Source organism: Corynebacterium gottingense (genome assembly GCF_002285125.1).
In the GTDB taxonomy this organism is placed as follows: Bacteria; Actinomycetota; Actinomycetes; order Mycobacteriales; family Mycobacteriaceae; genus Corynebacterium; species Corynebacterium gottingense.
The window spans coordinates 15,367-38,662 of sequence record NZ_NSGN01000005.1; the positions used below are offsets into that span (position 1 = coordinate 15,367).

Annotated in this window: 22 protein-coding genes; 15 read left to right on the plus strand and 7 right to left on the minus strand. The window is 67.6% G+C overall.

Annotation, left to right across the window (positions count from 1 at the left end; all coding sequences use genetic code 11):
- The first annotated feature begins 92 nt into the window (after positions 1-92).
- Complete coding sequence (gene msrA, locus CKJ82_RS06060; RefSeq protein WP_095537434.1) at positions 93-734, plus strand: peptide-methionine (S)-S-oxide reductase MsrA; 642 nt, start codon at positions 93-95, stop codon at positions 732-734.
- Here the strand turns inward: msrA and CKJ82_RS06065 are convergent.
- Entirely contained in the window at positions 731-2,617 is a 1,887-nt protein-coding gene (locus CKJ82_RS06065) for an alpha/beta-hydrolase family protein (RefSeq protein WP_095537532.1), read from the minus strand. The genes msrA and CKJ82_RS06065 overlap by 4 nt on opposite strands.
- 65 nt (positions 2,618-2,682) lie before the next feature.
- On the opposite strand from CKJ82_RS06065, the gene CKJ82_RS06070 reads away from it, so the two are divergent.
- The 7 genes from CKJ82_RS06070 (at position 2,683) to CKJ82_RS06100 (ending at position 9,734) form a co-directional block, all read left to right on the plus strand.
- Positions 2,683-3,447, plus strand: coding sequence for a glycerophosphodiester phosphodiesterase family protein (locus tag CKJ82_RS06070; protein WP_233127012.1), 765 nt, complete (start codon positions 2,683-2,685; stop codon positions 3,445-3,447).
- 9 nt (positions 3,448-3,456) lie between these two features.
- A complete protein-coding gene (locus CKJ82_RS06075) occupies positions 3,457-4,197 on the plus strand; it encodes a glycerophosphodiester phosphodiesterase (RefSeq protein WP_095537435.1) in 741 nt (246 codons plus the stop codon).
- A 24-nt stretch (positions 4,198-4,221) separates the two neighbouring features.
- Positions 4,222-5,127 (plus strand): DUF5926 family protein, encoded by a 906-nt coding sequence (locus tag CKJ82_RS06080; RefSeq protein ID WP_095537436.1) that lies wholly within the window; start codon positions 4,222-4,224, stop codon positions 5,125-5,127.
- 133 nt (positions 5,128-5,260) lie between these two features.
- Positions 5,261-6,226: a carbohydrate ABC transporter permease gene (locus tag CKJ82_RS06085; RefSeq protein ID WP_095537437.1), complete on the plus strand. Its 966-nt coding sequence runs from the start codon at positions 5,261-5,263 to the stop codon at positions 6,224-6,226.
- Complete coding sequence (locus tag CKJ82_RS06090; protein WP_095535978.1) at positions 6,227-7,189, plus strand: carbohydrate ABC transporter permease; 963 nt, start codon at positions 6,227-6,229, stop codon at positions 7,187-7,189.
- Positions 7,190-7,258: 69 nt separating this feature from the next.
- Positions 7,259-8,563 (plus strand): ABC transporter substrate-binding protein, encoded by a 1,305-nt coding sequence (locus CKJ82_RS06095; RefSeq protein ID WP_095537438.1) that lies wholly within the window; start codon positions 7,259-7,261, stop codon positions 8,561-8,563.
- Positions 8,564-8,603: 40 nt separating this feature from the next.
- Positions 8,604-9,734: an ABC transporter ATP-binding protein gene (locus CKJ82_RS06100; RefSeq protein WP_095537439.1), complete on the plus strand. Its 1,131-nt coding sequence runs from the start codon at positions 8,604-8,606 to the stop codon at positions 9,732-9,734.
- Positions 9,735-9,797: 63 nt separating this feature from the next.
- On the opposite strand, the gene CKJ82_RS06105 is transcribed toward CKJ82_RS06100, so the two are convergent.
- Complete coding sequence (locus CKJ82_RS06105; RefSeq protein ID WP_095537440.1) at positions 9,798-11,042, minus strand: LCP family protein; 1,245 nt, start codon at positions 11,040-11,042, stop codon at positions 9,798-9,800.
- Positions 11,043-11,227: 185 nt separating this feature from the next.
- Between CKJ82_RS06105 and CKJ82_RS06110 the strand changes: the two genes are divergently transcribed.
- Both CKJ82_RS06110 and CKJ82_RS06115 read left to right on the plus strand, forming a co-directional pair.
- Positions 11,228-11,554, plus strand: coding sequence for an ArsR/SmtB family transcription factor (locus CKJ82_RS06110; protein ID WP_095278884.1), 327 nt, complete (start codon positions 11,228-11,230; stop codon positions 11,552-11,554).
- Positions 11,554-12,687 carry an MFS transporter gene (locus CKJ82_RS06115; RefSeq protein ID WP_233127025.1) on the plus strand — a complete coding sequence of 378 codons (1,134 nt, stop codon included), beginning with the start codon at positions 11,554-11,556 and terminating at the stop codon, positions 12,685-12,687. Before CKJ82_RS06110 ends, CKJ82_RS06115 begins: the two co-directional genes overlap by 1 nt.
- A gap of 98 nt (positions 12,688-12,785) precedes the next feature.
- Here CKJ82_RS06115 and CKJ82_RS06120 read toward each other — a convergent pair whose 3' ends face one another.
- Complete coding sequence (locus CKJ82_RS06120; RefSeq protein ID WP_095537442.1) at positions 12,786-13,532, minus strand: CPBP family intramembrane glutamic endopeptidase; 747 nt, start codon at positions 13,530-13,532, stop codon at positions 12,786-12,788.
- Positions 13,533-13,549: 17 nt separating this feature from the next.
- On the opposite strand from CKJ82_RS06120, the gene pheA reads away from it, so the two are divergent.
- Complete coding sequence (gene pheA / locus CKJ82_RS06125) at positions 13,550-14,473, plus strand: prephenate dehydratase (protein ID WP_095537443.1); 924 nt, start codon at positions 13,550-13,552, stop codon at positions 14,471-14,473.
- Here pheA and CKJ82_RS06130 read toward each other — a convergent pair.
- Genes CKJ82_RS06130 through CKJ82_RS06140 form a run of 3 tightly spaced genes read right to left on the minus strand, consistent with a single transcriptional unit; the run spans position 14,470 to position 16,643 of the window.
- Positions 14,470-14,817, minus strand: coding sequence for a metallopeptidase family protein (locus CKJ82_RS06130; protein ID WP_095537444.1), 348 nt, complete (start codon positions 14,815-14,817; stop codon positions 14,470-14,472). The two genes, pheA and CKJ82_RS06130, sit on opposite strands and share 4 nt — an antisense overlap.
- Entirely contained in the window at positions 14,817-15,896 is a 1,080-nt protein-coding gene (locus CKJ82_RS06135; protein WP_095278889.1) for a septum formation family protein, read from the minus strand. The genes CKJ82_RS06130 and CKJ82_RS06135 overlap by 1 nt, the downstream gene beginning before the upstream one ends.
- 3 nt (positions 15,897-15,899) lie before the next feature.
- Positions 15,900-16,643, minus strand: coding sequence for a GntR family transcriptional regulator (locus CKJ82_RS06140; RefSeq protein ID WP_095537445.1), 744 nt, complete (start codon positions 16,641-16,643; stop codon positions 15,900-15,902).
- Positions 16,644-16,786: 143 nt separating this feature from the next.
- On the opposite strand from CKJ82_RS06140, the gene serS reads away from it, so the two are divergent.
- The 4 genes from serS to glpK are packed head-to-tail and all read left to right on the plus strand — an operon-like array spanning position 16,787 to position 21,221.
- Positions 16,787-18,040, plus strand: a complete 1,254-nt coding sequence (gene serS / locus CKJ82_RS06145; RefSeq protein ID WP_095278896.1) for a serine--tRNA ligase — start codon at positions 16,787-16,789, stop codon at positions 18,038-18,040.
- A complete protein-coding gene (locus CKJ82_RS06150) occupies positions 18,040-18,900 on the plus strand; it encodes a lysophospholipid acyltransferase family protein (RefSeq protein ID WP_095537446.1) in 861 nt (286 codons plus the stop codon). Before serS ends, CKJ82_RS06150 begins: the two co-directional genes overlap by 1 nt.
- A gap of 4 nt (positions 18,901-18,904) precedes the next feature.
- The gene (locus CKJ82_RS06155; RefSeq protein WP_095537447.1) at positions 18,905-19,732 is read left to right on the plus strand and encodes an HAD family hydrolase; all 828 of its coding nucleotides are present in this window, start codon (positions 18,905-18,907) and stop codon (positions 19,730-19,732) included.
- Between the two features lie 22 nt (positions 19,733-19,754).
- A complete protein-coding gene (gene glpK / locus CKJ82_RS06160; protein WP_095535992.1) occupies positions 19,755-21,221 on the plus strand; it encodes a glycerol kinase GlpK in 1,467 nt (488 codons plus the stop codon).
- A 16-nt stretch (positions 21,222-21,237) separates the two neighbouring features.
- On the opposite strand, the gene CKJ82_RS06165 is transcribed toward glpK, so the two are convergent.
- A complete protein-coding gene (locus CKJ82_RS06165; protein WP_095537448.1) occupies positions 21,238-23,208 on the minus strand; it encodes an N-acetylmuramoyl-L-alanine amidase in 1,971 nt (656 codons plus the stop codon).
- Positions 23,209-23,296 lie beyond the last annotated feature (88 nt).

The following is a 23,296-nucleotide window of genomic DNA, read 5'->3' on the forward strand; positions in this document are numbered from 1 at the left end:
GTGATGACGTGCCCCATAGTAGACAAAAACTCATTTCGTGCAATGAAAATATCCGTGGAATTTCCGGGGCCCAATTGTTAGTTATTAGACACATGGGATTCCTTTTTGCACTGACACCTGAGCTCGTTCCGGCCGACCAGACGCTGCCCGGCCGCGCGGAGCCGCTGCTGCCAAACCCCCAGCCGCACGCCGTGCTGGGCACCCCGATTACCGGGCCGTGGAAGCTGGAGCAGCGCCGCTTGCGCATCGCCATTGGCTGCTTCTGGGGCGTGGAGAAGATGTTCTGGGAGCTCGACGGGGTGGAGTCCACCTCCGCGGGCTACGCCGGCGGGCAGACCCCCAACCCCACCTACGCCGAGGTGTGCGGCGGCAGGACCAATCACGCGGAGACCGTCGAGGTGGTCTACGACCCGGAAACGATCAGCCTGAAGGACCTGGTGCGCACCGCGCTCGAGGCGCACGACCCCACGCAGGGCTACCGCCAGGGCAATGACCACGGCACCCAGTACCGCTCCGCCTTCTACCCGGATACGGAGGAGGAAGCGGAACAGATCCGGCAGTGGTGCGACGAGTACGGCCGCCAGCTCAAGGAGGCCGGCTACGGGGACATGACCACCGAGGTCCGCGCGGACGTGGACTACTACCTGGCGGAGGAACAGCACCAGCAGTACCTGCACAAGGTGCCCAACGGCTACTGCCCGCACCACTCCACGGGCGTCGCCTGCGGGATCTAAGCGCGCAGCTTCGTCGCGTCCGCCGCGATCCACCGGTTGATGCGCTCCAGCTCGGCGTTGGTGAGCCCGCCGTCGAGCACCTTGTTCCACGCCGCGACGGTCTCGGCGTGGTAGTTGTGCCCGTGCGGGGCGGCGAAGTCCTTGGAGTTGATCTGGTCGATACCCACCTGCCAGAAGGTGACAAACGGCCACCAGCGCAGCGTGTCCAGTACGTCTAAGTGCTGGGCGGCGGGGGCGGGGACCCCGCGCGAGCCGGGCTCCTTGAGCCAGTCGGGGGCCCGCCACAGCAGGCTCCAATCCCACCACACGATGGGGTCCGAGGCGTGTTGGGCGAAGACGGCGCGGGGGAACTCCCACGGGGCGTCGTACTCGTTGCCCGCATAGTCGTGGTCGAGGTGGTCGGGGTGGGAGATGAAGCGGAAGTGGCGGCCGCCGTCCACGACGGGGAGGCGCTGCGGGCTGCCCTCTTCGCGCCGGCGCGTCAGTGCCGCGTGAGCGGCGCAGAACGCCGGCGCCCCCGTGAACACGCCGCCGGAGGTGCGGGCGAGCAGCTCCTCGGGTGCGTGGAAGGCGTCGGCGACGCCGTAGGCGCCGAGGGACTCTCCGCCGACGTAGAGCTTGGGCTGGCGGTGGGCGTCGAGAAGCGAAATGCGCGCGGAGATCGCATTGATGAGGATGCGGGAGGACTGGACGGCGGATTCGCGGTCCGCCATGTAGGAGTAGAGCGACGGGACGTAGGAGTACTGCATGGCCACGATGGCGCAGTCGCCGCGCGCGACGAACTCGAAGCCGGAGGTGTGGAAATCATTGATCCAGCCGGTGCCGGCGGCGGAGAGGACCGCGATGTGGCGGCGCGACCAGGCGTCGGTGCGGTCCATCTCGCGCAGGGCGGCGGCGGCCATCTCTTCGTAGGAGCGGCTGCGGTTGCCGTCGCGAAGCGCGATGAAGATGCGGATCGGCTCCTTGACCTTGTCGGGGGATTCGCCCAGGACCAGACCGATGTCGCGCTTGCGCGGCCCGCCCGCGACCACCGCGCGGCCCTGGCGGCCCATCCTGCGCCACGCCTCGCCGGACGCGGGCGAGCCCGTGCGCTCCGGCTCGCGCGGCTGCGCGGCGCCCGGGAGGAACTGCCGGTTAAGCTCTTCCGCCTCCTTGTACACGTTGGAGAGGAAGTTGCGCACCACCAGGCGATCCGTGAACAGGTAGGCGCCCGCGCCCACCGCGAGAATTGCCAGCGGCCACGAGGTCACGGGCGGGAGACGGCGGCCGAAGACGGCGTTGATGCGGTCGACGGAGGTCTGCAGGGCCTCGCCAAGCAGCAGCGTCGCGCCGTACCCCAGCGTGCCCACCGCCAGGCCGGCCACCGTGTCAGCCGCCCGCACCGGGCGCGGGTTCTCCACCAGGCGCTCCTGCCGGGCATGCACGCTTAACGACGCCCCGTAGGCCGCCATCGTCATCGAGCTCATCACGATGCGCGCCGGGTTGGCGTGACGCCCCCGCGGCCCGCTCGTCCCGCAGGCGCGCGCGACGCTGCCCACACCCGAGCCGATCATGTGCCCGACGGCCTGGCAGATCGCCACGTTCGCGGCGGTGGTCCACCAGCGGCGGGGCAGCAGCGAGGGCGCGACCGCGCCCCACGAGGCGATCTCCGCGCCGATCACCCCGGAGCGGAAGTTGTTGGGCAGGCGGCGCAGGCCCTGCAGGCGGACGATGGGGGAGAGGTCCGCGAGGATTTCCACGGCGGCGAGCGGGGCGGCCAGCACGCCGTGGCGGTCGAAGCTGTACCGGCCGCGGGCGCGCCGCACGGCCCGACGCGCCGAGTCGATACCGGCGGTGAGGCGGGAAAGGGGCGCGGTGGCGTCGATAAGCTTGGGTGTGCCCATGCCCAGCATTATGACAAAGTTTCTCCGGTCGCGCGGGGGCGCAACCCGTTGTAGGTTTGGGCACTGTGAGGCAGACGAACATTGTTGCGCACCGCGGATTTTCCGGCATGTACCCCGAGCTGACCAGGCGAGCGTTTGAGGAAGCGCTGAAGCTCCCCATCCACGGCATCGAGTGCGACGTGCGCCTCTCGCGCGACGGCAAGCTCGTCGTCTTCCACGACGCGAACGTTTCGCGCACCACGAACGGGCGCGGGCGCGTCGACTGCATGGACTACGCGCAGCTGCGCGAGCTGAACTGCGGCACCGACGAGGACCCGCAGCAGATCATGCTGCTGGAGGAGCTGCTGGAGCTCATGCAGGACTACCCGGACAAGCACCTCTACATCGAGACGAAGCACCCCACCCTCTACGGGCCCGAGGTGGACGAGCAGACGCTGCGCGTGCTCACCTACGCGGGGCTGCTGCACAGCGAGCGCATCCACATCATCTCCTTCTCCCACAAGGCGGTGCGCTACTTCACGCACATGGCGCCGCAGCTGGAGACCTACTACCTGTTCCGCGTGCGCGAGAAGCGGTGGAACCCGCGCGGCACCATGCTGTCGCGCCCGTACGGCGTCGGCCCGTCCATCCAGCACCTGCAGGCGCGGCAGCAGCTGGTCGGGCTGCGCGGGCTGAAGACGTACACGTGGACCGTGAACACGCCGCGGCAGATGATGTGGTGCCGTGACCACAACGTGGACGTCCTGGCCACCGACCTGCCCAACCTGGCGCTGGAGACGTTCGCGCGCGCGGACGCCACGAGCGTGCCCGCCCCGGCACCTGCGAGTTAAGGAGACTCCATGGATTCCAACATTCCCGGCATCGTCGCGCACCGCGGATTCAACGGCTGCTACCCGGAGAACACGCGCCGCGCCTTCGAGGAGGCGCTCAAGCTGGACATCTACGGCATCGAGTGCGACGTGAACATGACGAAGGACGGCCAGGCCGTGGTGATCCACGACCTCTCCGTGGACCGCACCGCCATGACCGTCGACGGCGAGCGCGCCACCGGCGAGGTCGCGGAGCTGACGCTGGAGGAGATCCGCCAGCTCAACTTCGGCACTCCGGAGGACCCGCAGCAGATCATGCTGCTCAGCGAGCTGCTCGACCTCCTCGCCCAGTACCCGGGAAAGCACCTGCTCATTGAGACGAAGCACCCGTCCCCGTTCGGCGCCGAGCTGGACGAGGAGGTCGCGCGGATCGTGCGCGCGCACAGCATGGACACCGGCGAGCAGGTGCACCTCATCTCCTTCAACCCGGAGGCCATCGAGCGCTTCCGCGAGCTGCTGCCTGAGCTGCGCTCCTTTGCCCTGATGGACCCCACCGATCCGCTGCCGGTGGACTTCGGCCAGGCCACGGGCCCGGGGCCATCCGTGCGCCAGGCGCAGGCGGAGCCGGAGGCACTCGGCGCGGCCGACCAGCCGTCCTACGTGTGGACCGTCAACCTGCCACGCGAGATGCAGTGGTGCCGCGCCCGCGGGGTGGACCTCATGGCCACGGACCTGCCGCAGCTCGCGCTGGAAACGTTCGCGGGCGAGTAGCGCGCGTCCGGTAGATTTGACCGCATGGCTAAGAAGAAGCGTAAGAAGCAAGAGGACCTGCCCGAGGGCATGAGCCGCCGCCAGGCCAAGATGGCCGCGCGCGCGAAGGAGCGCGAGGCGCTGCAGAAGGATCCCCGCCCGTTCGGCGGGCTCGCCGCTGAGGCCGAGTTGATCGCGCTGCAGGAGTTCGTGCCGTCGGCAAGCGCGAAGTTCCAGGTCAAGGGCGAGGACGTCACCGTGGCCACCGTGCTGCCGGGCGCGGCCGCGGCGATGGTGCGCGAGAGCGGCGAGCGGCTCGTGGCCCTGCAGGTCGGCGCGCACTCGCAAAACCCCGGCCGCGACCTCGCGTACGCGCTGAGCTGGGTGCTCGAGGCGAAGCCGGGCGAGACGCTCCAGTCCACCGCCGCCGATGGGAGCCAGCCGGAGCTGCAGGCGCTTATCGACGCCACCTTCACCCCCGAGATCACCGTCCACAACGACTTCAACTGGTGGTTCGCCGAGGGCGAGGACGTCCCCGCGCAGCTGCGGCAGGCGATGAACCAGGCGAACGGCGCTGTGTGGCCGTCCGCCGAGGTCAGCGCGGGCGTGCCGGGCGCCGTGTGGTGGGTCAACCCGGGCGGCGGGAAGGCGCACATCCGGTGGATCCGCACGGAGGACAACGAGTCGCAGGTGCTCAACGCGCTCGCGCGCATCGCCGCGAAGGGCGAGCTGGTGCTGGGCGAGGGCACGAAGTTCGCCGGCGCGTTCCGCACCCACGGCGTGGTCGTGCCGGTGTGGGACCTGGACCCGGAGGTCGCTCCGGAGTCCTACGCGGAGGCGCTGAAGGCGCTGGACGCGAAGCTGGAGGCGGAGCTGGGCAACGACGCGCAGCTCACCGCCGCCGAGCGCAAACAGCTGGACAACATCAAGTCGCGCCAGGTGACCATCTAAACCCAGCTGAAAGACAGTTGTCGCGCAGAGCTTTTGTACATCTCTTGCAGATCTCTTGAAGTTTGCAAGTAGTTTTCTCAGGTAGAACTTTCTGTCAACCGAATGTTCACCCGGGGCCTCTAAGTTCTTGCGCATGCAACCCACATCGCAGACGCGCGCGCGGATTCCCGCGGTCTCCGAAGTCCCGGAGGTCTCCGAGGAGTACGCGCGCAACCCGCGCAAACGGAAGATTGATTGGCGGCAGATCGGCCTGGCTGCGCTGCTCATCGGCCCGAACCTGCTGCTCCTCATTCTGTTTACCTACCGGCCGCTGGTAGATAACATCCGCATCTCCTTCTACGACTGGAACATCTCCTCGCCGACGATGCACTTTGTCGGCCTGCAGAACTATATTGACTGGTTCCAGGCCCCGGACACCGGGCGCGTGGTGTTTAACACCGTCGTGTTCACCTTCTTCGCCGTCGCCGGCTCCATGGTGATCGGGCTGGCGCTGGCGCTGCTGCTGGACCAGAAGCTGTTCGGCCGCGCCGCGGTGCGCTCCATGGTTTTCGCTCCCTACGTCATCGCCGGCGCGGCGATCGGCGTGGCCTTCCAGTTCGTCTTCGACCCCTCCTACGGCCTCATCCAGTTCTTCCTGGGCAAGATTGGGGTGGACGTGCCCAACTTCTACCAACAGCAGAACTGGGCGCTGTTCATGGTCACCGTCACCTACGTGTGGAAGAACGTGGGCTACGTCTTTGTCATCTATCTCGCCGCGCTGCAGGGGCGCCGCCGCGACCTGGACGAGGCCTCGGAGATCGACGGCACCTCGCCGGCGCGCCACTTCTTCCGCGTGGTCCTGCCGCAGCTGCGCGGCACGACCTTCTTCCTGCTCATCACGGTGCTGCTGAACTCGTTCCAGGTCTTCGACATCATCAACGCCATGACCGGCGGCGGTCCGTTCGGCTACGGCACCTCCACGATGGTGTTCCAGGTCTACCAGGAGACGTTTGTGAACAACCGCGCCGGCTACGGCGCCGCGGTGGCCACGATCATGTTCCTCGTGGTCCTCATCATCACGGTCATCCAGGTGAAGATGCAGGAAAGGATGGAGAAGTAAATGTCTACGAAGCAGACCATCCCGGCGGTCACGCACTCCGCTCCCCGGGGCGACCTGCCCCCGGTGCCGGGCTCCCAGTCCGACGCGGAGCCGGTAATCACGGAAACGCAGCGCAAGCGCAAGGGCGCGCCGATGGACCACTCGCACCCGGCGGTGAAGGTGCTGGGCTACATCGCGCTCGTGCTGACGGTCCTGGTGATCATGGTGCCGCTGTACTTCATCTTCATCACCAGCTTTAAGTCGTTCCAGGACGTCTACTCGGATCCGATCTCGTTTTGGCCCAACCCGTTCAAGGCGGAGAATTACTCGTACGTGTGGCAGACCTCCGGCTTTGCCAGCTACCTGAAGAACTCCGTCATCATCACGCTCGTGCTCACCATCATTGAGGTGGTCCTCGGCGTGCTGTCGGCCTACGCCTTCGCGTTCTTGCGCTTCCCGGGCCGCAACCTGCTGTTCCTGCTCATCATCGCCTCGCTGATGGTGCCCAACCAGATCACCATCATCTCTAACTACTCGCTGGTGGCGTCGTTGGGCTGGCGCGATACCTACGCCGGTGTGATCATCCCGCTGGCCGGCGTCGCCTTCGGCGCGTTCCTTATGCGCAACCACTTCCAGTCGCTGCCGCCTGAGATCCTGGAGGCCGCCCGCATGGACGGCGCGGGCTTCTTTACCACCCTCTTCCGTGTGGTGCTGCCCATGTCGTGGCCGACGCTTTCCGCGTTCGTCCTGATCACCGTGGTCAACGAGTGGAACCAGTACCTGTGGCCGTTCCTGATCACGGACACCCCGGCGGCGGCCACGCTGCCCGTCGGCCTGACTCGCCTGCAGGACGCCGAGGGCGTGACCAACTGGGCCCCGGTGATGGCCGGCACCGTGCTGACCACCCTGCCCATGATCATCATCTTCCTCATCCTGCAGAAGCCGATGATCAAGGGCCTCACCGCTGGTGCGGTGAAGGGCTAGGCGCTTTTCGACGCCACCGTCACCCCCACCAACCGCAACACTTCCAACAACACATCAAGGAGAAACACCATGTCCCGTCACACCAAGCGCATCGCCGCCCTGGGCGCAGCACTGCTCACCACCGTCTCGCTGACCGCCTGCGCGGGCGGCTCCACCACCGCCTCCAACGGCTCCAAGGACTCCGGCGACGCCAACACCATCACCTTCTGGTCCAACCACCCGGGTTCCTCCCGCGACCTGGAAGAGGAAATGATCAAGGAGTTTGAGCAGGAGAACCCGGACCTGCACGTCGAGCTGGTGACCGCGGGCTCCAACTACGAGGAGGTGGCGCAGCGCTTCAACGCGTCGCTGGCCGGCGGCGACCAGCCGGACGTCCTCGTGGCCTCCGACGTCACCTGGTTCAACTTCGCGCTCAACGAGGCAACCACCCCGCTGGATGAGCTGTGGGAGATGAACGACATCGACGCCGACAGCTACGTCGACACCCTGCGCGAGGACTACAAGTACAACGACAAGCACTACGGCGTCCCGTACTCCCGCTCCACCAACCTGATGTACTGGAACACCGACGACCTCAAGGCTGCGGGCCTGCCGACCGATCGCGGCCCGGAGTCCTGGCAGGAGTTCGACGAGTGGGCGACCGCCATCAAGGAGAAGCTGAACAAGCCGGCCGTGACCGTGCCGGACGGCTCCAACTACCTGGACTGGTACTTCCAGGGCATGATCTGGGCATTCGGCGGGTCCTACTCCAACGAGTGGGAGCCGAACTTCACCTCCCCTGAGTCCATCGAGGCGGGCAAGTTCCTGCAGGATCAGGTGAAGGAGGGCCACATCGAGATCGCGACCGACCCGACCGTCGCGTTCGGCTCGGGCAAGGCGTCCGGCCTGCTGGAGTCCACCGGCTCCCTCGGCGGCCTGAAGGAGACCGCGACCATCCCGTTCATCACCACCTACCTGCCCGGCCCTGGCCCGTCCGCCGCAACCGGCGGTGCCGGCCTGGCCGTGCCGAACGGCATCTCCGATGAGCGCAAGGCCAACGCGGTGAAGTTCATCGACTTCATGACCAACACCAAGAACACCATCAAGTTCTCCCAGAAGACTGGCTACATGCCGGTGCGTAAGGACGCCCTGGAGGATCCAGAGGAGAAGAAGTTCCTGGAGGAGAACCCGAACGCGGAGACCGCGATCAAGCAGCTGAACGAGAACACCAAGCCGCAGGACTACGCCCGCGTGTTCGTCTCGGGCGGCGGCCAGCGCATCGGCGGCGCGCTCGACCGCATCACCGTCGGCGGCCAGGACGTGGAGCAGACCTTCGCCGACCTGCAGAAGGAGACCCAGGGCGTCATCGACCGCGACATCACACCGAAGCTCTAAGCCCGCACCCTGCACATTTCGCACCACCTGAAAGGACATCATGGCCACTGTTGAATTCCGCCAGGCCTCCAGGATCTACGATCCGCAGAAGCCGCCGGCGGTCAGCCGCCTCAACCTGGAGATCGCCGACGGCGAGTTCCTGGTGCTTGTAGGCCCGTCGGGCTGCGGCAAGTCCACCACGCTGCGCATGCTCGCCGGGTTGGAGCCGGTTGACGAGGGGCAGATTCTTATCGACGGCACCGACGTCACCGAGACCCGCTCCCGCGACCGAGACGTGGCCATGGTCTTCCAGTCCTACGCGCTGTACCCCAACATGACTGCGCGCCAAAACATGGCGTTCGCCCTGCAGAACGCCAAGGTGGACAAGGCGACCATTGAGGAGCGCGTGAACTTCGCGGCGAAGATGCTCGAGCTCGAGGACCTCATCGACCGCAAGCCTTCCGCCATGTCCGGCGGCCAGCGCCAGCGCGTGGCCATGGGCCGCGCGATCGTGCGCCAGCCGAAGGTCTTCCTCATGGACGAGCCCCTGTCCAACCTGGACGCGAAGCTGCGCGTGTCCACTCGCGCCCAGATCCTGCAGCTGCAGCGGGAGCTGAACACCACCACGGTCTACGTCACCCACGACCAGACCGAGGCGATGACTATGGGCGACCGCGTCTGCGTGCTCAAGAACGGCATCATCCAGCAGGTCGACGCCCCGAATACGCTCTATGAGAACCCCGGCAATACGTTCGTGGCCACCTTCATCGGCTCCCCGGCGATGACGCTGATTGAGAACGTGCCGGTGGTTGGCAACCGCGTCGCGGGCGGCAAGGACCACGCGCTGGATTACCACATGCCGGCGGAACAGATGGCCAAGGTGCAGTCCGACCGCGTGATCGTGGGCATCCGCCCCGAGAACTGGGAGATCCTCGGCGTGAACCAGCCGGGCGAGCAGTACGGCCTGCCGGTGCGCGTGGACATCGTGGAGCACCTCGGCTCTGAGCTGTACGTCTATGGCAGCCGCGAGGAGAAAGCCGACGACGTGATCGCCGTGCGCGGCGATCGCATCACGGTGAAGGTGCCGCGCGGCATCAACGTGGATCAGGGCGACACGATCTACCTGCGCCCGATGGAGGGCGGCTGCGTCTTCTTCGCCCCGGACACCGAGATCAACTACGACTACCTGTAGAGCCGGTAGAAGTTTGCGGCGTTGCCCCAGGACACGTCCTCGGCGTGGACGGGGCTGAAGTGATTAGCGCAGGGACGCGAAGAGCTCCTCCGCCGCGGCCTCGTCCCAGAGCAACACATTGCCCACGTCGGTGTCCTGGAAACCACCGAGCGGGATCGTCTCTGCGTTGATGCCGCCGCGCATCGCCAGCGGGATGCGGGCCAGGTTCCAGATGTGGTCGCCCTCGCCGACCGAGAACATCGTCGGCACCGTCCACAGCAGCGGGACCAGGCGGAAGGGGTTGAGGAACACGGCGGGCGAGGTCACCTTGTCCAGCATCGCGCCGAGGAAGTCGCGCTGCCGCATGACGCGGTCCAGGTCGCCCTGTGCGGTGGCGCGGGTGCGCACGTAGCCCAGGCTGGTCGCGCCGTCCATCTTCTGGCAACCGGGCTGGACGGAGATGTTGGCCAGGGGGTCGTCGATCGGCTCCTGCACGCAGATCTCCACGCCGCCGACGGCGTCGACCACGTTGGCCAGCCCGCCCATGCCGATCTCGGCGTAGCGGTCGATGTGCAGGCCTGTGCTCTCCTCAACGGTCTGCGCCAGCAGCGGGGCGCCGCCGTACGCGAACGCGGCGTTGATCTTGTCGTAGCCGTAGCCCGGCACGGCCACGTAGGAATCGCGCGGGATGGACACCAGCGTCGGCTTCCCGTGCAGCGGGAGGTGTAGCAGCATGATCGTGTCGGTGCGGGTTGTGCCCAGGTCGCCGCCCGTGCCGAGGCGCTCCACGTCCTTCTCGCTCAGGCCCTGGCGGGAGTCGGAGCCGACGAGCAGCCAGTTCGTGCCCGAAGTGTTCGCAATCTGTTCGGGCGGGAGCGCCTGAATGCGGGTGAGGCGGGCGTCGGTAAACAGCGTGCCCACCACCACGAGCACGATCAGCGCGAGGAAGAGGACGCCGCAGCCCGGGGCCTTCGCTTTTCGACGCCGCTTCGTTCCCCTTCGACGCCCCCGCGACACCTGCGACGGCACCGGCTCGCGGGCGGGCTCGGGCGCCGGGCGCGAGTACTGCGGGGTGCGACGGGGCTGGTACTCCTGGTGGGGCGCTTGCTGCCGCGGCGCTTGCTGTCGGGGGCGCTCCACGCGGGTGAATTCGGGGACGCGTCGCGGCTCGTATTCCTGGCGCGGCGCCGGCTGCCGGGGAGGCTCCTGGCGCGCGCTGCGCTTGCGGATTGGCCGACCGTACCGGTCTACCAGGGGCTTTCCATCCTTGCCCAGCACGAACTCCCCCAGGTGATCGCGTGGGTCGTTGGAGTGGGGCGTCGAAGACATGCACTTAGTGTAACGGTTGTGGCGCGTGGGACCTACTGCTTCGTAGCGCCGCGCGCTGGGAGTTCGCCGGGAAATCCGCCACTAGATGCCCTGGACGGGGCGGTCGGAAGCTACCGAAGAAGAGTTGTGCAACAATTGCTGCACGATTATCATGCAGGTATCACCGCACGAAAGAAGGAGGTTTCATGTCCCCTCGCACATACCACCATCCAGAAACCGATGAGATCACACTGGCTAGAGTGTTGGCAGCCCTGAGCGATCCCACGCGTCTGGAGATGATTCGTCGCCTAGCGGACGGGGGTGAGCACGATAGTCTCGAGCTCGCAGACGATCTTCCTCGGTCGACCCTGACTTATCACACCCGCATGCTGCGCGATGCGGGTGTGACATGGACACGGAGTGAAGGTCGTGCGTGTCTCATTCGGCTGAGAAGTGAGGATCTAGATCAGTTGTTCCCGGGCGTGCTTGCGGCTGTGATCGCCAACGCCGGCACGAAGGCGGGACGAGCTTGATGGGGCGGCTTTGGCCCTTCGTGGTGGGCAGTGTTGCTCTCGGGCTAGACGCCTACGTTGTTGCCGGTCTTCTTCCTGCTATTGCCTCGTCCATGAATGCACGCGAATCCACCGTGGGCCTGGGGGTGGCGGCCTTCACCGGCGCATATGCAGTAGCAGGACCCCTGCTGGCTGGGCGTGCGGGTCGGAGATCACGACGGAGCCTGATCCTTTCCCTTCTGGTTTTTACAGTGGCGAACTTAGCCACAGCGCTCTCGTCGACCGTTGTGGTGTTCTTGGTTACCCGAATAGTGGCTGGCGCGGCAGCGGGGGTGTACTCGCCCTTATCGTCCGCGGTTGCCGCCGAACTCGTGGGAGAAGAACGCCGGGGACGCGCGTTAGCCCTGGTCCTTGCGGGTTTGGCAGTTGGTACCGTGTTCGGTGTCCCGATAGGCTTGGAGCTGGCACATCGCTGGGGGTGGCGAGCCGCCATTTTGTTGATCGTGGCTATCGGCGGCGCATCCCTAGTGGGAGTCGCTGTGCGCGGAGGAGAACTGCCAGCAATACCTGCGTCGGGTGCGGGCGACCGGCTGCGATCGATCGCGCGCCCCAAGAACTTGCTCACGGTGACAGTGACATTGCTGACTGGCGTAGCTTCTCTGGGGCTCTATACATATATGACCGTGATTCTGTCCGTGGGAAGTCTCGCCACACACCAGACTCTTGCGATTTGGGTTTGGGGCGTTGGAGGCGCGGTGGGTGCGCTAGGTATAGGCAGACTCATGGATCGGTGCAATCCGCTGCGTCTCAGTGTGACCATCCTCGTGGGGCTCATCTGCGCGTTGCTCGGTATGACGCAGGGGCAGACCGTCTGGCTTCTGGTTGCGAGCCTATTTGTTTGGGGAATGTGCGGGTGGGCCTCACTTGCGCCCCAGCAGCACATCCTTCTCCAGGCAAACCCGGCTGACGGCGCCACTGCCGTAGCCGCGAATGCCTCTGCTAACTACTTGGGATCGGCACTGGGCGCGACTGCTGGCTCACTGCTCGTAGCGGCACAGGCGGCGCCTACCGTTCTCTGTAGCTCTGCAGCTGCCGTGGCCGGGATGGCACTGCTTTGCCAGCTTTTTAGGCAGCGCATGAATTCCAAGGAGTAGACACGTGCTCGCCAGCGCCCAGGCCGTGCATCCTGACGGATTACGAGGACGTGTGATTGTTGCAAAAACCAGCGGAGCCGACTAGCACGGAAGTATATCTAGATGCCCAGCCAGGAGAGGTCTAGAAGCGGGTACGCCACGAACGCGACGGAGTCAATGAGGAAGTGCGCGAGCACCAGCGGCCACACGGCGCCGATCTCGGGTGTGCGCCACTCTGCGGCCGCAGAGTGCGTCCGCTCGGTCCGCCACAGGAAGTAGCCCGCGAAGACCACGCCCATCACAATATTGCCCGCGCCCGCCGAAACGCCCTGGTAGAGGTGGTAGGAGCCGCGCAGCAGCGCAGACGCCGCGACCGCCTGCCAGGGTGCCCACCCCAGGGCCCGCAGCCGGGTCACCAGGTAGGCCACCACCACGACCTCCTCGCCGAACCCGTTTGCCAGTGCCCACAACAGCGAGGTCGGGATCTGCACCGCCTCCGTCGCGGGAACCACCACCTTGGACAAACCCAGGTGTACCGCGCCTACGTAGAACGCAAGGCCCGGCAGCCCAATGAGCGCAGCGAGCCCGGCCCCGTGTGCCCAGTCGCGCCATTTCGGCCAGCGCCACTTGGCGCCAAGGAGGTACCAGGCCAGCCCTCCCCACGCGAACAGCGTGCCCGCGGAGGCGACCTGCATGGCCAGGTCCAACCAGCCGATGGCCGAGGCCTGCTGCACCAGGGTGGTGGACTGATCGTTTAAGGGGGCGGTGAGGAGGGCGTCGATAAGCTTGAGCCCGGAGCGAAGCCCGCTCATGCCGAAGGTGACTGCGAGCACGAGAATAATTTCGGTGATGAGGCGGCGGCGCATACGATAACTTTAAGCCCATGACCCGTATCGCGTACCTGGGACCTGCCGGCACGTTTACTGAGCAGGCGGTGCACGCCTTCGCGCTGCCCGCACCGGAGCTCGTGGCCGTGGACTCGTCGGCGGAGGCGCTCGCCGCGGTGGCCGAGGGGCGGGCCGACCGCGCGGTGGTGGCCATCGAGAACTCGGTCGACGGAGCGGTGACCACCACCTCGGACGCGCTCCTGGCCACCCCGGGCGTGCAGATCTTCGCCGAAACCGAGCTGGAGATCGCGTTTGCCATCATGACTCGCAAGGGGCAATCGCTTGCGAGCGCCACCCGCTTCGCCACCCACCCCGTCGCCTACCAGCAGGTGAAACGGTGGATGGGCGAGCACGCGCCGGGCGCCACCTTCCAGGCCGCGACCTCGAACGCGGCCGCCGCGCAGCAGGTCGCCGAGGGAGCGGCCGACGTCGCCGCCGCCCCGGAGCGCGCCGCCGAGCTCTTCGGGCTTGAGGTTCACGCCCGCAACGTGGCGGACCTGGAGGCGGCGCGCACCCGCTTCGTCCTCGCGGGCCCGGTGGCGGCCCCGCCCGCGCGCACGGGCAACGACCGCACCTCCATCGTCTTCCAAACGCCCAACGAGCCCGGCAGCTTGGTGGGCATCCTGCAGGAGTTCGCCTACCGCGGCGTGGACCTCTCGCGCATCGAGTCCCGCCCGACCCGCGAGGAACCGAACACGTACAACTTCTTCGCCGACCTCGTCGGCCACATCGATGACGCGCCGGTGGCGGAGGCGCTGCGCGGGGTGTACCTGCGCTCCTCGCGGATCCGGTTCCTCGGGTCGTGGCCGCGCTGCGCCGGCGGGCCGCACCCGGTGCGCGACGCGCGCATCGCGGCGGCTGCGGAGTGGGTTGACGCGGCCCGCGCTGGGACACTCGGGCAGCAGGAGCGCGCCCGCTAGCCCCAGCCGAGGGCGTGGAGCTCGTGCTCCTCCATGCCGAAGAAGTGGCCCACCTCGTGCTTGACGGTCACGTCCACCTCGTGGCGCAGCTCCTCCACGGAGTGGCACATCGCCTGGAGCGGCTGCTTGTAAATGAACACCGCGTCGGGCAGGTAGCCGGTGTGGTTGGCGTGCTGCTCCGGCAGCGGCACGCCCTCGAACAGGCCCAGGATCTCGGGCTGGTCCTCGTTGAACTCGCGCGCAAGGATGACCACGTTGGTCATCCGGCGGGCAAACTCGTCGGGGATGGTGTCCAGGGCGTCGTCGATCATCGCCTCGAACTCCTCGTCGCTGACCTCGACCATTACTGCACAGTCTCCGGGGCAGCCTCCGGGGCGGCTTCTGGGGCAGGCGAGGCCGGGGCGGAGGCGGCGGCCGGCGTCTGGTTCTCGCGCAGCGGGCGGCGCTGGGGTCGCTCCGGCGGCGGGGTGCCGTCGATAAGCAATGCCTCCCGGCCCCCGGTTGCCGAGCCCGTGAGCTCGGAGAACCCGCCGTTGGGCGAGGAGAAGACGAGCGCACAGTTCACGCTGTGCGAGCCGCCCTCCCACGAGGCGGGCTGCTGCGTGGTCCAGAACGGCTGCAACGAGATCTGGTACAGGTTCTCCTCGCTGCCCAGGTAGGTGTGGGCGGCCTCGGTGCAGGCGTCGCCGAGGTACTTGTCCTGGTCCTCCACGGACGGCGTGCCGTCGGGGAAGACCGGGGCGAGGTCGACCTTGCTGGTGATCTCCATCTGGTGCGGCTGGCCGCAGTCGACCACGGTGGCGTTGTTCGCGCCGTCGATGGCCACGCACTCGCCGGGCGCGAAGGTGCGCGCCTGGTCCTCCTCGGCGACGCGGCCCGTGGTGAGCAGCTGCTCGCCGGCGCGGTTGGTCTCCTGCAGGCCGCACAGCATGGTGCGGTCGCCAGCCTCCCAGGCGGTGGCCGGCGGGAGGATCGGCGCGATGGAGTAGCGGCCGTTCGGGTCGTATTTGCCCTCCAGGTAGCGCAGGGTGGACGCGCCGCACAGCTCCTCGCGCAGCTGCGCCTGGCGCGTCGGGTTGGGCATGGGTGCGTCCTGCCCAAACTCGGAGGTGGGGTAGATGGCCAGGTCTTGGCGCGAGGCCACCTCGAAGCGGTGCTCGACGGCGCAGTCGGTCTGTTCAAAGCCGGTGACGCTGCCGTCCTCGGCCACGTTCCAAGTCAGGCAAGCGCCCTGGTCAGCGGTGGTAAACGGCGTTGGCGGCGCGCCGTGCTCGCTGGTCTGCGCCTGGGGTTGTCCCTGCTCGCCGTTCGCGCCCCCGCCTGGGGCGTTCGCGTCGGTGGTCATGGCGTAGGAACCCATGCCCACCGAGCCGGCGAGCGCGGCGATGAGGAACGCGCGGGTGGCGTTGGAAGTCGAAACCATGCCTTACATACTAGGCAACTGCTCGCCGCAGTCGGCGTCCTGGCCGACGCGGGTGGTCAGCCAGTAGCGGTCCGAGCGGTAGCACGAGGTGCAGTATTCCACCGGTCGCGCGCCGCTTCCGGCCCGCCGCACGATGCGCAGCAGTGCGGTCCCGGTTTGCACCTCCAGCGCCTTCGCGTTGGCGGCCGTGGCGCTCGCCGCGGTGACGGTCTGCTCTGCCTCGGTGATGGGCAGCTCGTAGCGGGTACGGAGTAGCGAGTAGATGGATTGCTCCACGTCGTGCTCGAGCAGATCCGGCACGAGCGCCGCGTTGTACCAGGCGTCGTCCACGGCGTAGGGCTGGCCGTCGCCAAGCCGCAGCCGGCGCAGCTGGATGTGCGGGATCTCCGGCGCAGTGCCAAAGAACTCGGCCGCGTCGAGCGGTGGAGTGGCGAGGCCAGAGTGCAAGATTATCGACGCCGCGTCCACCCGCTGCTCACGCATCTCCTCCGAAAAGCTCGCCAGGTGCATGCGGCTTACCAGCGGCGACGGTGCCACGAACGTGCCCTTGCCGCGCACCCGCCGCAGCTTCCCGTCCGCGACGAGGTCCCCGATCGCGCGCCGTACCGTGATGCGCGAAACGCCGTACTCCTCCTCCAGCGCCCGCTCGCCGGGCAGCAGGTCCCCGGGAGCGAGTTCCTCGGCGCAGCGCCGCTCCAACAGCGCCCGCAGCTGGGCGTGTTTGGGGACCGGGCCGTTGGTGATCATACCTCCACCATACCGCGCTGGTTATGACCAGCTGGGGTGAAATGGGATGTGGTGTGCGTCGCTAAGCGTCGCTAAGCTCGGTGCGCAACGCCACGCCCCATTCCCGGCTGCGGTGGGGCGGCGACAAGGTAGAGTGAGTGCTTGTGATTGATCTGAAATTCCTGCGCGAAAATCCGGACGTTGTACGCCAATCCCAGACCGCCCGCGGTGAGGACCCGGCGCTGGTTGACCAGCTGATTGCCGCCGACGAGCAGCGCCGCGCCGCGATCCAGGCGGCGGACGAGCTGCGCGGTGAGCAGAAGGCGTTTGGCAAGAAGATTGGGCAGGCGGCGCCGGAGGACCGCCCCGCACTGCTGGAGGGTTCGAACGAGCTCAAGGCGCGCGTGAAGGCCGCCGAGGCCGAGCAGGAGGAGGCAGAGGCCAAGGTCAAGGCGCTGCAGTCCAAGATCCCGAACCCCATCCAGGGCGCGCCCGCCGGCGGTGAGGAAGACTTCGTCGTGCTCGAGCACGTTGGTGAGGTCCCGGAGTTCGACTTTGAGGTCAAGGACCACCTGGACCTGGGCGAGGCACTCGGCGCGATTGATATGAAGCGCGGCACCAAGATCGGCGGCGCCCGCTTCTACTACCTGGTCGGCGACGGCGCCTGGATGCAGCTGGGCATGCTCATGCACGCCGCGAAGAAGGCGCGCGAGGCCGGCTTCAAGGTCGTTGTCCCGCCGGTGCTGGTGCGCCCCGAGATCATGGCGGGTACCGGCTTCCTGGACGAGCACGACGAGGAGATCTACTACCTCGAGCGCGATGACCTCTACCTGGTGGGCACCTCCGAGGTGGCGCTGGCCGGCCTGCACCAGGACGAGATCATCGATCTTTCCGACGGCCCGCTGCTCTACGCCGGCTGGTCCTCATGCTTCCGCCGCGAGGCCGGCTCCTACGGCAAGGACACGAAGGGCATCCTGCGCGTCCACCAGTTCGACAAACTCGAAATGTTTGTCTACTGCAAGCCGGAAGAGGCAGAGGACATGCACCAAAAGCTGCTCGGTCTGGAGCGCGAGATGCTCGCCGACGTGGAGGTGCCTTACCGCGTCATCGACGTCGCCGCGGGCGACCTCGGTTCCTCCGCGGCCCGCAAGTTTGACACCGAGGCGTGGGTGCCGTCGCAGCACACCTACCGTGAGCTGACTTCCACCTCCAACTGCACAACCTTCCAGGCCCGCCGCTTGAACATCCGCTACCGCGACGAGAACGGCAAGACCCAGATCGCCGCGACGCTGAACGGCACCCTGGCCACGACCCGCTGGCTGGTGGCTATCTTGGAGAACAACCAGCAGGCCGACGGCTCCGTCCGCGTGCCCGCCGCGCTGCAGCCGTGGGTGGGCAAGGAAGTGCTCGAGGCCTAATGGGCACCGCACCGCAGTGGAAGACGCTGCGCGGGTTCACCGTCCCGGCGGACTACCGGGCCCCGGCGAAGCACCCGGTGGAGTCGAAGGAGCGGCTCTACCCGTTCACCGTGCGCATGTTCAATCGCCTGATGCGCCTGCAGCGCATGCGCGTGCGCGTGGTGGGGGCGGAGCACGTCCCGGAGCGCGGTGGCGCGATCATCGCTGCCAACCACACCGGCTACTACGACTTCATGCTCACCGGCACCGGCCCGCTCCTGCAGGGCGGGCGCCTGCTGCGATACATGGCGAAGCAGGGCGTGTTTGACATCCCCGTGCTGGGGACGCTGCTGCGCACCATGAAGCACGTGCCGGTGGACCGGGACAACGGGGGCTCGGCTGTCGACGCCGCCGTGCGCGGCCTCCGCGACGGCGACCTGGTCGGCATCTTCCCGGAGGGCACGATCTCGCGCTCCTTCGAGCTCGCGGACTTCAAGACGGGCGCGGCACGCATCGCCGCGCAGGCGGGCGCGCCGCTGATCCCGTGCGTGATCTGGGGCTCGCACCGCATCTGGACCAAAGATTTGCCCAAAAAGTTCCGCGGCGTCGGCGTGATCGTGCGCTACGGCGCACCGGTCGAGATCACCGGCGACGCCGAGGCCGACACGGCGCGGCTCAAGCAGGCGATGCAGCGCATGCTCGAGCAGTCCCGCGCGGAGTACGACGCGGAGTTCGGACCGTTTGCGCCCGGCGACAAGTGGGTGCCCGCCTCCCTCGGCGGCGGCGCGCCCACGCTGGAGCAGGCGGCCGAGATGTACGAGCGCGAACGCGCGGAACGCAAGGCGAAGAAGGCCGCGAAGCAAGCCAAGAAAGGCACCTAAACTCATGCACGCCCCCAAGCTCATCATCAGCGACATCGACGGCACCTTCATCACCCCCACCGGCCGGGTGACCCCGAGGCTGCGCGACACGGTGGTCCGCGCGGTGCGCTCGGGGGCCAAGTTCGCCCTGGCCACGGGGCGCCCTCACCGCTGGCTCATGCCGGTGCTGGATCAGCTGCCCATCGCGCCGACCTGCGTGTGCGCGAACGGTGCCGTGGTCTACGACCCGGTGAAAGACACCGTGGTGCGCTCCTTCGAGCTCGCGCCGGAGACGATGCAGCGCGTCGTCGACGCCGTCGGCAAGGCGCTCGCCCCGCACGGCCTGCAGCACGGCTTCGGCGTGGAGCGCGTCGGCCAAAGCGCGCTCGACCCGGAGGAGGACTGCTTCCTCATCACCCCCGAATACAACCGGGACGCCTGGGACAGCAGCTTTGGTATCGGCACCGCCGCGGAGATCGTCGCCGAGCCCGCCGCCAAGCTGCTCGTGCGTTGCCCGCAGCTGCGCTCCGCGGAACTGTTCGACCTGGTCGCACCCACCATCGAGCCGGAGGACGCGCACCTGACCTATTCCATGGACGAGGGCCTCATCGAGCTGTCCCACCCGGGCGTGAACAAGGCGACCGGCGCGTCCGTGCTCGCCGCCAGCTACGGCATTGAACCCTCCCAGGTCATCGCGTTCGGCGACATGCCCAACGACCTCGAGCTGCTCGCCTGGGCCGGGATGGGTGTGGCGATGGGCAACGCCGCGCCCGTGCTTCTCGACGCCGCCGACTACACCACCGCCACCAACTCCGAAGATGGGGTGGCGCAGGTGCTGGAACACTGGTTCTAGCCCACACCATACAATTGTCGGCATGCCTCTCATCGCCGCCATTGACCAGGGCACGACCTCGACCCGCGCGGTCATCACCGATACCGAAGGACGCGTCGTCGCCCAGGCGCAGTTCGAGCACACCCAGCACATGCCACGCGAAGGCTGGGTCGAGCACGACCCCATGGAGATCTGGCGCAACACCCGCCGCGCGCTGAGCGAGGCGATGGCGGAGGCCGACATCGCCGAGGACGACATCGGCGCGCTCGGCCTGACCAACCAGCGCGAAACCGCCGTCATCTGGGACAAGGCGACGGGCGCGCCGATCTACAACGCGATCGTGTGGCAGGACACCCGCACCAACCCGGAAAACGACGCCGACCCGGGCCGCTACCTCGAGCGGACCGGCCTGCTGCACAACTCCTACCCGGCCGGACCGAAGTGGGCCTGGATCCTGGACAACGTCGAAGGCGCGCGCGAGCGCGCCGAGCGCGGCGAGCTGCTCGCCGGAACCATTGATACCTGGCTGATCTGGAACCTCACCGGCGGCGCGCGGGAACCGGAGCGTGCGCTGCACGTCACCGATGTCACGAACGCCTCGCGCACCCTGCTCATGGACCTGCGCACGCTCGCGTGGGACGAGGACCTGTGCGCGGAGATTGGGGTTCCGCGGCGGTTGCTGCCGGAGATACGGGCGTCGATAGGCACCTTCGGCACCGTGCGCCGCCGCGGCCCGCTCGCGGGGGTGCCCATCGCGGGCGTGCTGGGCGACCAGCAGGCCGCGCTGTTCGGGCAGCACTGCCTGCGCGAGAACGAGGCGAAGATGACCTACGGGACCGGGCTGTTCATGCTGCTCAACACGGGTGCGCAGCCGCGCATGAGCAGCGACGGCCTGCTTACCACCGTGGCGTACCAGATCGACGGCGAGCCGCCGGTGTACGCGCAGGAGGGCTCCGTGGCCGTCGGTGGCTCCCTGATCCAGTGGCTGCGCGACCAGCTGGGCATCCTGCGTACCGCGGAGGAGTCGGAGCGGCTCGCGGCGCAGGTGGACAACAGCGGCGGGGTGGTGATCGTGCCGGCGTTTTCCGGGCTGTTCGCGCCGCGGTGGCGCCCCGACGCGCGCGGCGTGATCACGGGCCTGACCAGGTTCGTGGATCGCCGCCACATCGCCCGCGCGGCGCTCGAGGCCACCTGCCTGCAGGCGCTCGAGGTGGTGCGCGCGATGGGTGGCGAGCCAACGGAGCTGCGCGTCGACGGCGGCATGACCACCAATGACCTGCTCATGCAGATGCAGGCCGACATCCTGGGCCTTCGCGTCGAGCGCCCCGCGAACACGGAAACCACGGTGATGGGCGCAGCGTCGGCCGCGGGCATTGGGGCCAAACTTATTTGCGCCCCCTTGTCCCTCGGTCCCACCACCGCCTGGGAAAACACGTGGGCCGGCCCCGAACGGGACCGGCTGGTGGCGCGGTGGGAGGACGCGGTGCGCCGCTCCTACGACCAGGCCTAGCTGCGGGCCTGACGGCCTAGTTGGTCGTGATGTTTACCGCGCTGGTGGCGGGGTTGTAGCTGATGGAGCCGCCTTGGAAGGTGACCTGGACGGTGCCGTCGCCAAGCGTGCGCTCCTGCGAGATCGGCATGCCGAGCGGGCCGGCGTCCATGCCCTGCTGGAGCCAGGCGTCCGCCACCTTGCCAGCCAGCGTGTAGATCTGGCCCTGGCGGTCCTTGACACCGATGCCCTTCTGGAAGAAGGCGTACTCGCGGCCGCCCACCTGCGGGCCGCCCACGCCGGCGGTGATCGCGCCGAGGGTCGGCTCGAACTGGTACCACACGTCAGCGAGGTCCTGCTTGCCCACCGCCTGCAGCGCGGGGCCGATGTACGGGGTGAGCTGCTGCACGGTCAGGCCGGGGATGATCTCCATCCCGGCGACGGACTTGGTGGCGCCGGGCAACAGGCCGCGGGAGTTGGCGTACAAGATGACCAGGCCGGCGAGCGTGCCGGCAGCGGCGGCGATGGCGACGGCGTCGCCGGCGGCCAGGCCCTCGAGGGAGACGTTGCTCTTCGCCTTCTGCGCATCGCCGTTCGGGCGGACCACGGTCGTGGTGGTGCCGTCAGGGTTGGTCACGGTCTCCGTGTCGGCGTCGCTGGAGCCGAGGGCGGAGGAGAGGTCGCCGACGGTGGTGTCGGTGGCCTCGACGTCGGGGTTGGCGTTGTCGGGCAGGCCGTTATCAATCCCGCCGTTGTTGCCCGGCTTGGACGGGTTGAGGATGGAGTCGAGGCCCGTGGAGCCCTTGAGGCTGTCGTACTTGCGGTTGGCAATCCGGCGGATGTCGCCCATCCGGTTGTACAGGTTCTGGCCCGGGCAGGCGTTGTAGTGGAAGTCGCGGTGGGCGTTGATGTTGGGGAACATCGCGCCCTGGCCCGCGGGGTAGCGGGATCCCGGGAAGGAAAAGTCGGCGTAGTGGTAGTCGGAGCCCATCGGGTCGAAGCCGGCGACGGCGGCCTTCCAGCCGATGATCTCGCCCATCGCGTTGATGGCGGCCTCGGTGGGGGAGGCGGTCTCGTAGTCGCCCAGCATGGACACGCCCCAGGTGTTCTGGTTGAAGCCACCCACGTGCGCGCCCTCGACGGCGCGGTCCAGGCCGCCGGCGCGGCCCTCGTAGATGTTGCCGTACTTATCCACCAGCGCGTTGTAGCCGATGTCGCCCCAGCCCAGGTTGCGGGCGTGGTACTGCCAGATGCCGCGGACAATGCCCGGTGCCTCGGCCTCGGAGTAGCTGTTGGAGCCCGCGGTGTGGTGCACCGTCGCCGCCGTCACCGGCTCGGTGTAGGTGGGGTTGGAGGAGGCACCCGCGCCCCACTGGGAGCGGGTGATCACCTTGGGCATGCCGCGGGTGTAGGAGTCGGCCGCCGGGGCGATGGGGTTCGCGTTGCCGCTGCCGCCGTCCAGGAACACGGCTTGCAGGTCCTTCGCGGTGGTGGGGGCGGCGGAGTCCGTGCGGCCCTCATCCAGCAGGTCGACGTTGCCGGTGGAGACCTGGATGCGCTTGGTGGATTCGACGAAGATCGGTTCGGTGCCGTTGGTCTCGCCCTGCGCGTTGTCGGCGTGGTCCATCTCGAACCATTCGGTCCAGGAGCCGTCGGCCTTTTGCGAGCGTACGTAGGCGACGATGTCGCGGTCGCCCTTCCAGGTCAGGCCGAAGAGGTTGAACTCGCGGTCGCGGCTGAACTCCTTGACCACGCGGCGTGCCTGCGAGTCGCCGCCCTGGGTCTTCACGGCGGCGTCGTCCACCGTGGTGTTGTTGCCCGTGTCAAAGGAGGCGGTGTCGGAGTAGATTTCGGCGTCCGCGCCGCCGACCGACTGGACGTTGAGGATGTGGTTGCCGCCGAAGGCGCCCGCGGCGACGACGGCCACGGTGAGGATTGCGGCCACGGTGGTGGTCAGCAGCGGCGAGGTCCGGGTGGGCGCCGGATTAAGGCGTTTGCGTTGTTGCACGGTAGGACTCCTGGAAACTCCTGTGGCGGATGTGAAAACAGTTATCTGTTGAGCAGTGTAGAGGAATCTAAAGTTTAAAGTAAGTCTT